Source organism: Pseudomonas sp. 2VD, from assembly GCF_005503585.1.
In the GTDB taxonomy this organism is placed as follows: Bacteria; Pseudomonadota; Gammaproteobacteria; order Pseudomonadales; family Pseudomonadaceae; genus Pseudomonas; species Pseudomonas aeruginosa.
Genome location: NZ_SCND01000198.1, coordinates 1 through 11,155, shown reverse-complemented (window position 1 = coordinate 11,155; position 11,155 = coordinate 1). Strand labels below are relative to the sequence as shown.

General features: G+C 67.4%; 10 protein-coding genes and 1 pseudogene. 9 read left to right on the top strand and 2 right to left on the bottom strand.

All coding sequences use genetic code 11. The features are described 5' to 3' along the window. Positions 1-354, bottom strand: a pseudogene (gene fpvR / locus FFS27_RS20240) (pyoverdine signaling pathway anti-sigma factor FpvR); the annotation flags it as partial. A gap of 163 nt (positions 355-517) precedes the next feature. On the opposite strand from fpvR, the gene fpvI reads away from it, so the two are divergent. The 6 genes from fpvI to lldA all read left to right on the top strand — a co-directional run bounded on the left by fpvI (position 518) and on the right by lldA (position 7,585). After that, the gene (fpvI, locus tag FFS27_RS20235; protein ID WP_003103620.1) at positions 518-997 is read left to right on the top strand and encodes a pyoverdine signaling pathway sigma factor FpvI; all 480 of its coding nucleotides are present in this window, start codon (positions 518-520) and stop codon (positions 995-997) included. Between the two features lie 132 nt (positions 998-1,129). Further along, positions 1,130-2,461, top strand: a complete 1,332-nt coding sequence (pvdA, locus tag FFS27_RS20230) for an L-ornithine N(5)-monooxygenase PvdA (protein ID WP_003114509.1) — start codon at positions 1,130-1,132, stop codon at positions 2,459-2,461. A gap of 122 nt (positions 2,462-2,583) precedes the next feature. Further along, positions 2,584-4,872, top strand: a complete 2,289-nt coding sequence (gene pvdQ, locus FFS27_RS20225; RefSeq protein WP_023101245.1) for a bifunctional acylase PvdQ — start codon at positions 2,584-2,586, stop codon at positions 4,870-4,872. A 179-nt stretch (positions 4,873-5,051) separates the two neighbouring features. Next, the gene (locus FFS27_RS20220) at positions 5,052-5,375 is read left to right on the top strand and encodes a transcriptional repressor (protein WP_003089535.1); all 324 of its coding nucleotides are present in this window, start codon (positions 5,052-5,054) and stop codon (positions 5,373-5,375) included. 41 nt (positions 5,376-5,416) lie between these two features. Continuing rightward, positions 5,417-6,337 (top strand): LysR substrate-binding domain-containing protein, encoded by a 921-nt coding sequence (locus tag FFS27_RS20215; protein WP_003114511.1) that lies wholly within the window; start codon positions 5,417-5,419, stop codon positions 6,335-6,337. Positions 6,338-6,433: 96 nt separating this feature from the next. Further along, the gene (lldA, locus tag FFS27_RS20210) at positions 6,434-7,585 is read left to right on the top strand and encodes an L-lactate dehydrogenase LldA (RefSeq protein WP_003104946.1); all 1,152 of its coding nucleotides are present in this window, start codon (positions 6,434-6,436) and stop codon (positions 7,583-7,585) included. Positions 7,586-7,651: 66 nt separating this feature from the next. Here lldA and FFS27_RS20205 read toward each other — a convergent pair whose 3' ends face one another. Then, a complete protein-coding gene (locus FFS27_RS20205; RefSeq protein ID WP_003089526.1) occupies positions 7,652-7,894 on the bottom strand; it encodes a DUF1654 domain-containing protein in 243 nt (80 codons plus the stop codon). A 294-nt stretch (positions 7,895-8,188) separates the two neighbouring features. On the opposite strand from FFS27_RS20205, the gene FFS27_RS20200 reads away from it, so the two are divergent. The 3 genes from FFS27_RS20200 to FFS27_RS20190 form a co-directional block, all read left to right on the top strand. After that, positions 8,189-8,425: a hypothetical protein gene (locus FFS27_RS20200; RefSeq protein ID WP_003104944.1), complete on the top strand. Its 237-nt coding sequence runs from the start codon at positions 8,189-8,191 to the stop codon at positions 8,423-8,425. A 266-nt stretch (positions 8,426-8,691) separates the two neighbouring features. Continuing rightward, a complete protein-coding gene (locus FFS27_RS20195) occupies positions 8,692-9,162 on the top strand; it encodes a (2Fe-2S)-binding protein (protein WP_003089521.1) in 471 nt (156 codons plus the stop codon). After that, a partial coding sequence (locus FFS27_RS20190) for a xanthine dehydrogenase family protein molybdopterin-binding subunit (protein ID WP_137952171.1) occupies positions 9,159-11,155 on the top strand: 1,997 nt, incomplete at its 3' end. The genes FFS27_RS20195 and FFS27_RS20190, both read left to right, overlap by 4 nt.

The following is an 11,155-nucleotide window of genomic DNA, read 5'->3' as shown; positions in this document are numbered from 1 at the left end:
GTAGTTGGAAGGAATCCAGCCTTGCAGCCAGCCGAGGTAGCCGGCCGTCGGCAACATAAGCAGGGCGAGGGCGGCGGCGCGTGCCTGGCTCTTCCAGCCCCTGCGGCGACGGCTGAACGGGCGGGTTGCGGCGTGGTTGCGAAGCTCGGGCGCCGGCGTTCGCGGCAGCAGTTCGCTGAGCGACCAGATCTCCTCCATTTCTGCGTATTCGGCGGCGTGCCGGGGATCGGCTGCCAGCCAGCGCTGGAACTCGCCACGCTCTTCCTCGGAGAAGTCCTCGGCGTGCAGGCGCATGCACCAATGCGCGGCGTCCTGCACAAGGGTGTCGCTGTCGGCGGGAGAGGGTGTCTTCATCGAGGGTTCCAGTTATGCCTTCGGATTGCGCTGCGAGCGAAACAAGGCTTTAAAGCTTGATGAGAATTATTATAAATTTAATGATTTCATACTGCCAATGTCGCCGGCAGGCGATCCCGCCCTTGGAAGGACAGTGCCGTAGAGGCAGCGAGCAGGAGTCGTCTTGGAAAACCATTATCGGGAGCTGCTGCGATTCCTCAGTGCCAGGCTCGGGGATCGACACGCAGCGGCGGATGTCGCCCACGACGCGTATTTGCGCGTTCTGGAGCGCTCCAGTCAAGCGCAGATCGAGCATCCGAAGGCTTTTCTGTACCGGACGGCGCTCAACCTGGCGGTGGACGAGCACCGTCGCAGCCGGGTGCGCCGGGCGGAACCCCTGGAGGTCCTGGACGACGAGGAGGGCCTGGCCAGTCCCTCGCCGCAGACGGTGGTCGACCAGGGGCAGCGCCTGGACAACCTGCAGCGCGCGCTGGCCGAGTTGCCGGCCATCTGCCGCAGTTCCTTCCTGTTGCGCAAGCTGGACGGCCTGTCCCATTCGCAGATCGCCGAACATCTCAATATTTCCCGCAGCCTGGTGGAAAAGCACATCGTCAACGCGATGAAGCACTGTCGGGTGCGCATGCGCGAATGGGAAGCCGACTGATTTCGCTATTCGTGCTCGGCAACGCTTAAATTTCATTTCCCTGTCCTCGTTCCTAGTCAACAGATGGCCCTCCAGGGCTGCTCTCGACTTATCGCTCCCGCTTGAAAGGGGGCCAATCCAGAGGAACTGGAAATGACTCAGGCAACTGCAACCGCCGTGGTTCACGATCTCATCGGTGTCGGCTTCGGCCCTTCCAATATCGCCCTGGCGATTGCCCTCCAGGAACGGGCCCAGGCGCAGGGCGCCCTGGAAGTGCTGTTCCTGGACAAGCAGGGCGACTACCGCTGGCACGGCAACACCCTGGTGTCGCAGAGCGAGTTGCAGATCTCCTTCCTCAAGGACCTGGTGTCCCTGCGCAACCCCACCAGCCCGTATTCCTTCGTCAACTACCTGCACAAGCACGATCGCCTGGTCGACTTCATCAACCTGGGCACCTTCTATCCCTGCCGGATGGAGTTCAACGACTACCTGCGCTGGGTCGCCAGCCACTTCCAGGAGCAGAGCCGCTACGGCGAAGAGGTCCTGCGCATCGAGCCGATGCTGAGCGCCGGCCAGGTCGAGGCGCTGCGGGTGATCTCGCGCAACGCCGACGGCGAGGAGCTGGTGCGCACCACCCGCGCCCTGGTGGTCAGTCCCGGCGGCACCCCGCGTATCCCGCAGGTGTTCCGTGCGCTCAAGGGCGACGGCCGAGTGTTCCACCACAGCCAGTACCTGGAACACATGGCCAAGCAGCCCTGCAGCAGTGGCAAGCCGATGAAGATCGCCATTATCGGCGGCGGGCAGAGCGCGGCGGAGGCCTTCATCGACCTCAACGACAGCTACCCGTCGGTGCAGGCCGACATGATCCTGCGTGCCTCGGCGCTCAAGCCGGCGGACGATAGCCCGTTCGTCAACGAAGTGTTCGCGCCGAAGTTCACCGATCTCATCTACAGCCGCGAACATGCCGAACGCGAGCGTTTGCTGCGCGAATACCACAACACCAACTATTCGGTGGTGGATACCGACCTGATCGAGCGCATCTACGGCGTCTTCTACCGCCAGAAAGTCTCCGGCATCCCGCGCCACGCCTTCCGTTGCATGACCACCGTGGAGCGCGCGACCGCCACCGCCCAGGGCATCGAGCTGGCGTTGCGCGACGCAGGTAGCGGCGAGCTAAGCGTAGAGACCTACGACGCAGTGATCCTGGCCACCGGCTATGAGCGCCAGTTGCACCGCCAACTGCTCGAACCGCTGGCGGAGTACCTCGGCGACCACGAGATCGGCCGCGACTACCGCCTGCAGACCGACGAGCGCTGCAAGGTGGCGATCTACGCGCAGGGCTTCAGCCAGGCCAGCCATGGCCTCAGCGACACCCTGCTGTCGGTGCTGCCGGTGCGTGCCGAGGAAATCTCCGGCTCCCTGTACCAGCACCTGAAGCCCGGTACTGCGGCCCGCGCCCTGCACGAGCACGCCCTGGCCAGCTGACCGGCGCCACGCCGCCACGCCCTGTGTTGCCCGTTTCCCCGCCAGGGGATGCCCGGCACGCAGGGCGTTTTCGTTGCATGTCCCGGCCGTTCCGGCCACCACTTTGCAGAGAAACGACATCGATGGGGATGCGTACCGTACTGACCGGCCTGGCCGGCATGCTGTTGGGTTCGATGATGCCGGTCCAGGCCGATATGCCGCGGCCGACCGGGCTGGCCGCGGATATCCGCTGGACCGCCTATGGCGTGCCGCACATCCGGGCCAAGGATGAGCGCGGCCTGGGCTATGGCATCGGCTACGCCTACGCGCGCGACAACGCCTGCCTGCTGGCCGAGGAGATCGTCACCGCGCGCGGCGAGCGGGCGCGCTATTTCGGCAGCGAGGGCAAGTCGTCGGCGGAGCTGGACAACCTGCCGTCCGACATCTTCTACGCCTGGCTCAACCAACCCGAGGCGCTGCAAGCCTTCTGGCAGGCGCAGACGCCCGCGGTGCGCCAGTTGCTCGAAGGCTACGCCGCCGGTTTCAACCGCTTCCTCCGCGAGGCCGACGGCAAGACCACCAGTTGCCTTGGCCAGCCCTGGCTGCGGGCCATCGCGACCGATGACCTGCTGCGCCTGACCCGGCGCCTGCTGGTCGAAGGCGGGGTCGGCCAGTTCGCCGACGCGCTGGTGGCCGCCGCGCCGCCCGGCACGGAGAAGGTCGCCCTGAGCGGCGAGCAGGCGTTCCAGGTCGCCGAGCAGCGGCGCCAGCGCTTCCGCCTGGAGCGCGGCAGCAACGCCATTGCCGTTGGCAGCGAACGTTCGGCGGACGGCAAGGGCATGCTCCTGGCCAACCCGCACTTCCCCTGGAACGGCGCGATGCGTTTCTACCAGATGCACCTGACCATTCCCGGCCGGCTCGACGTGATGGGGGCCTCGCTGCCCGGCCTGCCGGTGGTCAACATCGGCTTCAGCCGCCACCTGGCCTGGACCCACACGGTGGATACCTCCAGCCACTTCACCCTGTATCGCCTGGCGCTGGACCCGAAGGACCCGCGGCGCTACCTGGTCGACGGTCGTTCGCTGCCGCTGGAGGAGAAGTCCGTCGCGATCGAGGTGCGCGGCGCCGACGGCAAGCTGTCGCGCGTCGAGCACAAGGTCTACCAGTCGATCTACGGCCCGCTGGTGGTCTGGCCCGGCAAGCTGGACTGGAACCGCAGCGAGGCCTATGCGCTGCGTGACGCCAACCTGGAGAACACCCGGGTACTGCAACAGTGGTACTCGATCAACCAGGCCAGCGACGTCGCCGACCTGCGCCGGCGCGTCGAGGCGCTACAGGGGATCCCCTGGGTCAACACCCTGGCCGCGGACGAGCAGGGCAACGCCCTGTACATGAACCAGTCGGTGGTGCCCTACCTGAAGCCGGAACTGATTCCCGCCTGCGCCATTCCGCAACTGGTCGCCGAAGGCCTGCCGGCCCTCCAGGGGCAGGACAGCCGCTGTGCCTGGAGCCGCGACCCGGCCGCAGCCCAGGCTGGCATCACCCCGGCGGCGCAACTGCCGGTGCTGTTGCGCAGGGACTTCGTGCAGAACTCCAACGACAGCGCCTGGCTGACCAACCCGGCGAGCCCGTTGCAGGGCTTTTCGCCCCTGGTCAGCCAGGAGAAACCCATCGGTCCGCGGGCGCGCTACGCCCTGAGCCGGCTACAGGGCAAGCAGCCGCTGGAGGCGAAGACGCTCGAGGAAATGGTCACCGCCAACCATGTCTTCAGCGCCGACCAGGTGCTGCCGGACCTGCTCCGCCTGTGCCGCGACAACCAGGGCGAGAATTCCCTTGCCCGTGCCTGCGCGGCCCTGGCGCAGTGGGACCGTGGCGCCAACCTCGACAGCGGCAGCGGCTTCGTCTACTTCCAGCGCTTCATGCAACGCTTCGCCGAACTCGACGGCGCGTGGAAGGAACCGTTCGATGCGCAACGTCCCCTGGATACGCCGCAAGGCATCGCCCTCGACCGGCCGCAGGTGGCGGCCCAGGTGCGCCAGGCGCTGGCGGACGCGGCGGCGGAGGTGGAGAAGAGCGGGATTCCCGACGGCGCGCGCTGGGGCGACCTGCAAGTGAGCACCCGTGGCCAGGAACGCATCGCGATTCCCGGCGGCGATGGCCATTTCGGGGTCTACAACGCGATCCAGAGCATCCGCAAGGGCGACCACCTGGAGGTGGTCGGCGGCACCAGCTACATCCAGCTGGTGACCTTCCCCGAGGAAGGGCCCAAGGCTCGCGGGTTGCTGGCTTTCTCCCAGTCCAGCGATCCGCGCTCGCCGCACTACCGCGACCAGACCGAGCTGTTTTCCCGCCAGCAATGGCAGACCTTGCCGTTCAGCGACAGGCAGATCGACGCCGACCCGCAACTGCAACGGCTAAGCATTCGCGAATGATAAGCAATGCCTATCAGATCTGATGGGAAAAAAACTGACGGTTTTTCCGCGCTCGTTCGTCTTTAACCATAGAGGCGGCCCACACCGCCCGGTTTCAGGGAACACGTGCAGGCAGCGAGCAGGGATGCTCGGCTTCGGCGGGGACCCGCTACCCACTCGTCCACGAAAGGAGCGTCACGATGACCCATTCGCCCGTCAAACAGATGTTGAAGGAGGCCGGCCTGAAGATGAGCCTGGCCCGGCTGAAAGTGATCGATGCGCTCTGGGAAGCCTCGGGGGAGCAGGGTCGGGTGCCGATCCGCACCCTGCACCGGCGTCTCTCCGAAACCGGTACCCCGCTGTCCCTGGTGAGCATCCGCCAGGTCCTCGGGCGCCTGGTGGAAAGCGGCCTGGTGACCCTCGACGAACAGGATGTCTACAGCCCCGGCAAGGCTTCCTGGGGCGGTGCCGCCGGTTCCGCGGCGCCCGAGCGCCGCGCCGCGGCCAACGAGCAGCGGCTCTGACGCGGTATCCCTGATCTCGGGCAGCGGGTAAAGTCTGCCCCATGCTCAATCCCGACGATTTCCGTTTTCCTTCCATCGAAGCGTTGCAGGCGTTCGAAGCGGCTGCCCGGCTGGGTACCTTCGAGCGCGCCGCCGAACTCCTGTCGATCACCGGCAGCGCCGCCAGCAAGCGGGTTTCCGGTCTCGAGGGGATGCTCGGGGTGAGCCTGTTGCAGCGCGACGGCCGCTCGCTGGCGCTGACCTCCCACGGCCGCGAGTACCTCGAACAGATCGCGCCGATCCTCGCCCAGCTCGCGGCGGTTCCGCTGCATCGTCGCCAGGTCCAGCGCCAGCAGCGGCTGACCCTGCGCACGCCGCCGACCTTCGCCCGGCAGATCCTGATTCCGCGCCTGGCGTCCTTCGCCGAGGCCTGTCCGGAAATCGAACTGGAGATTCTCCTGTCGAGTCCTTCGGACGGCCAGGACCTGCCGCTGGCCGACGTCGAGGTGCGCGGCGACAGCCATGGCGTGGCGGCCGGCGAGCGGCTGCTGGAGGAGCGCGTGCTGCCGATGGCCGCGCCGGGGCTCCTGCTCGGCCTGCCGCGGCCCTGGACGCCAGCCATGCTCGCCGGCCTGCCGTTGCTGCGCTCGCCGCTGGAACCCTGGCAGCCGTGGTTCCGCGTGGCCGGGCTGGACTGGCCGGAGCCCTGCGCCGGGCCGCGCCTGCTCGATTTGGGCATGACCCTGGAAGCCGCCGCCAACGGCCAGGGCGTGGCCCTCGCGCGACCCTCGCTGGCGCGCGCCTGGCTTGCCGAGGGGCGGCTGGTGGTGCTGTTCCCGCTGCGTTCGGCGCCGACCCACCATTACCACCTGCGCAGCCACCAGGCCTCGCCGGCCAGCCAGCGTTTCGCTGCCTGGCTGGCGGCGATCTGCCGCGAGGCGGTGGTCCAGGGCAGGGAATTCCTTCCGGCGGCGGACGACTGAAACGGCGGAATTTCCTTCCGCCGATGCCGACAATTATTCCGCCTGCGGCGGTACGTCGCGCTCTACCATCCAGCCACCCCCGAAGGAGTGGACTGCATGAGCGTCATCACCGATATCGAAGACCTGCGCCGCCTGGCGCGCAAGCGCGTGCCGCGGATGTTCTACGACTACGCCGACTCCGGTTCCTGGAGCGAAGGCACCTACCGCGCCAACCAGGACGACTTCGCCGCGATCAAGCTGCGCCAGCGGGTCGCGCGGAATATCGAGAACCGCTCGCTGCGCACCCGCATGCTCGGCCAGGAGATGGCCATGCCGGTGGCCATCGCGCCCACCGGGCTGGCCGGCATGCAGCATGCCGACGGCGAGATCCTCGCCGCCCGCGCCGCCGCCGAGTTCGGCGTGCGCTACACCCTGTCGACCATGAGCATCTGTTCCCTGGAGGACATCGCCACGGAAGTCGGCCAGCCGTTCTGGTTCCAGCTCTACGTGATGCGCGACCGCGATTTCATCGAACGCCTGATCGACCGCGCCAAGGCCGCCGGCTGCGACGCGCTGGTGCTGACCCTCGACCTGCAGATCATCGGCCAGCGCCACAAGGACCTGAAGAACGGTCTCTCGGCGCCGCCGCGGCCGACCCTGGCCAACCTGCTGAACATCGCCACCAAGCCGCGCTGGGCGCTGGGCATGCTCGGCACCCGGCGTCGCGGTTTCGGCAACATAGTCGGGCACGTCAAGGGCGTCGACGACATGGGCTCGCTGTCCGAGTGGACCGCCCGCCAGTTCGACCCGCGGCTGAACTGGGGCGACGTCGAATGGATCAAGCGCCGCTGGGGCGGCAAGCTGGTGCTCAAGGGCATCCTCGATGCCGAGGATGCGCGGCTGGCCGCCGACTCCGGCGCCGATGCGCTGGTCGTCAGCAACCATGGCGGACGCCAACTGGACGGTGCGCCCTCGACCATCAGCGCGCTGCCGGCGATCGTCGAGGCGGTGGGCGAGCGCATCGAGGTCTGGCTCGACAGCGGCATCCGTTCCGGGCAGGACGTGCTCAAGGCCATCGCCCTCGGTGCGCGCGGGACCATGATCGGCCGTCCCTATCTCTATGGGCTGGGCGCGCTGGGGCAGGCCGGAGTGACGCGGGCGCTGGAGATCATCGCTCGTGAGCTGGACCTGACCATGGCCTTCTGCGGCCATACCGACATCCGCGAGGTCGGCCGGGACATCCTGTTGCCGGGAAGCTACCCGCGATAGCCGCGAACGGCGAAGGGGAGGGAAGAGCGCAAGCCGCGCGGCTCGACGGCCGCGCGGCAAACAGGATCAGGCGGCGGAACTCCAGCGCAGGACGATGCTGCCGTCGCGCTGCGGGTCGAGCAGCCACTGGTTGGAACGGTCGAAGCTTTCCAGCAGGTGGGCCCAGTCGCCCTCGTCTTCGCCGGGCAATCGGGAAATGCAGGCCTGACAGGCCTGTTGCGCAGCCGGGGCGTGGATGATGCGCTGGATGCGGGTGTTCAGCAGGTCATAGGCCGTGGGCAGGGCGGGGATCGATGCAGTGTGGTTCATGGGTGCCTCCGCTTGCTTTCTCGGTTATGGGTGGGTGGACAAAGGAACCCTCGGTTCCGGCGAGATACCTTTGTAGCGGAACTCGTGTGAAGAAAGTATTGCAACGTTGTCGCAGGGGCGCGCCGCAGGGATGTACGGCTCTTGGCAACGGCTCTGGCGGTAGGCGACACTGCGTCGCGAGGAAAATCGTTGCGCATTGTTTCAATTCGCGGAAAGGCGTTTTTCCAGGGATGGGCTTTGACCGGCACCCAGTGCAAGGCAAGGTGACCGGTACTTCTCGACGGATACGACTGCATGGCGTTAGAACCTTCCGATGTTTTGCTCGAATCGGTGTTTTGTCAGCTGGATGCCGACACCCCGCGTTCCCTCCATGATCTCAAGGGCGACCCCAGGGCCAACCTGCTGGCGATCCGCCTGCTGTTCCGCCAGGGCCGCATCACCGGCGTGCTGCTGGACGACCCCAGCGGTGCCGAGGACCAGCATGGGCCGTTGATCTACCACGCCGAGCGCCTGCGCGTGCGGCGCGGCTAACGCCGTTTCCCCTGGCCGAGCCGCTCGCTTTTCCGGCGAGCGGCGAGGAGCGGGCCACCGGGAATGCTGCCTCGCCCGGGCGATTCCCGCCCGGCTTGGGTATCGTTGAATTCCATTCAACGATACGTTCAGTTCTGCCAGGTTATCCGCCGCAGTCCTCTCGCCAATAATCTCCCTTCAGTCCGATGAGAGACTCGCCGCGCCCATGGGGGGCGGCGCAGTCGCCGTGCGACTCCATAACCAGAAACCAGAAAAGGCGTGCACCGATGATTACCCTGAACCTCAATGGCAAGGATCATCAGCTCGATGTCACCGAGGATATGCCCTTGCTCTGGGCTATCCGCGACGTCGTCGGCTATACCGGGACCAAGTTCGGCTGCGGCATGGGCCTGTGCGGCTCCTGCACCATCCATATCGACGGCCAGGCCACCCGTTCCTGCATCACGCCGGTGAGCCTGGCGCAGGGCAGGAAGGTCACCACCATCGACCACCTGCACACCGACAAGGTCGGCGAAGTCGTCCAGCAGGCCTGGCTGGACATCGGCGTGGCGCAGTGCGGCTACTGCCAGGGCGGGCAGATCATGTCGGCCACGGCGTTGCTGAAGAGCAACCCCGCGCCCAGCGACGAGCAGATCGAGGCGGCCATGGCCGGCAACATCTGCCGCTGCGGCACCTACAACCGGATCAAGACGGCGATCCACAACGCCTCCGCCAAGTTGCAGGAGGCCAAGGCATGAAGCGCTCGTTCCCCGACGATCTGATCATCGGCAATCTCAGCCGCCGCGGTTTCCTCAAGGGCGTCGGCGCCACCGGCGTGCTGCTGGTGGCTGCCAACTGGGGCTGGCGCGACGCCCTGGCCGCCGAGAAGAAGGCCTTCGGCGCCGACGCCATGCCCCACGGCTGGGTGGATAACCCGAAGATCTACGTGAGCATCGACCGGGACGGCACGGTCGGCATCGTCTGCAACCGCTCGGAAATGGGCCAGGGCGTGCGCACCAGCCTGGCGATGGTGGTGGCCGACGAGCTGGAGGCCGACTGGAGCCGGGTCAAGGTGATCCAGGCGCCCGGCGACGAAGCGCGCTACGGCAACCAGGACACCGATGGCTCGCGCAGCATGCGCCATTGGTTCGAACCCATGCGCCGCTGCGGTGCGGCGGCGCGACAGATGCTCGAACAGGCCGCGGCCAACCAGTGGAAGGTTCCGCTGGGCGAGTGCCGCGCCGAACAGAACAAGGTGCTGCATGCGCCCAGCGGCCGTTCGCTGTCCTTCGGCGAACTGGCCGAGGCCGCCGCGGGCCTCGAAGTGCCGGCGCGCGACAAGCTGCTGCTGAAGAAGCCCGAGCAGTTCCGCTACATCGGCAAGGACGTGGCGCGCGCCATCGACGGCGCCGATATCGTCAATGGCCGCGCCGGCTTCGGCTTCGACGCGCGCTTCGACGACATGCTCTACGCCGTGGTCGCCCGGCCGCCGGTCTACGGCGGCAAGCTCAAGCGCTACGACGCCGCCGCGGCGCTGAAGGTGCCGGGGGTGGTCAAGGTGATCGAGATCGAGGGCCGGCCGATCCCGTCCGAGTTCCAGCCGCTGGGCGGGGTCGCCGTGGTGGCGCAGAACACCTGGGCGGCGATCAAGGGGCGCGAGGCGCTGGTGGTCGAGTGGGACGCCGGGGTCAACGGCGGCTACGACTCGGTGGCCTACCGCAAGCAACTGGAAGAGGCCGCGCGCAAGCCGGGCAAGGTGGTGCGCGACAGCGGCGATGCCGCGGCGCTGTTCGCCAAGGGCGGGGATGTCGTCGAGGCCGAGTACTACCTGCCGCACCTGGCCCAGGCGCCGATGGAACCGCCGGTATCCACCGCCTGGTACAAGGACGGCGCCTGCGAGGTCTGGGCCCCAACCCAGGCGCCGCAAGTGACCCGCGAGCGCATCGCCGAGCGCCTGAAACTGCCGTTCGACAAGGTCACGGTCAACGTGACCCTGCTCGGCGGCGGTTTCGGCCGCAAGTCCAAGCCCGACTTCGTGCTGGAAGCGGCGATCCTGGCCAAGGCGTTCCCCGGTCGCTACCTGCGCGTGCAGTGGACCCGCGAGGACGACCTGCATTTCTCCTATTTCCACACGGTCTCGGTGGAGCGCCTGCAGGCCGTGCTCGGCGCCGACGGGCTGCCGCAGGCCTGGCTGCATCGCTCGGTGGCGCCGAGCATCACCGCACTGTTCGGCCCGGACAGCAAGCACCAGGGCGCCTTCGAACTGGGCATGGGCCTGACCAACCTGCCGTTCGCCATCCCCAACGTGCGCCTGGAGAACCCCGAGGCCCCGGCGCACACCCGGGTCGGCTGGTTCCGCTCGGTCTCCAACATCCCCCACGCCTTCGCCATCCAGAGCTTCGTCGGCGAACTGGCGGCGAAGGCCGGCCAGGACCCGAAGGACTACCTGCTCAAGCTGCTCGGCCCGGCGCGGCGAATCGACACCGCCGAACTCGGCGACAGCTGGAACTACGGCGAGTCGCCGGAGCGCTACCCGCTGGATGTCGGCCGCCTGCGCGGGGTGATCGAGGAGGCGGCGCGCCAGTCCGGCTGGGGCGGCGAGCTGCCCAGGGGCAGGGCGCGGGGAATCGCCGCGCACTACAGCTTCGTCACCTACGTGGCGGTGGTGATCGAGGTGGAGGTGAAGGACGACGGCGCGCTGCTGGTGCACAAGGCCACCATCGCCGCCGACTGCGGTCCGCAGATCAACCC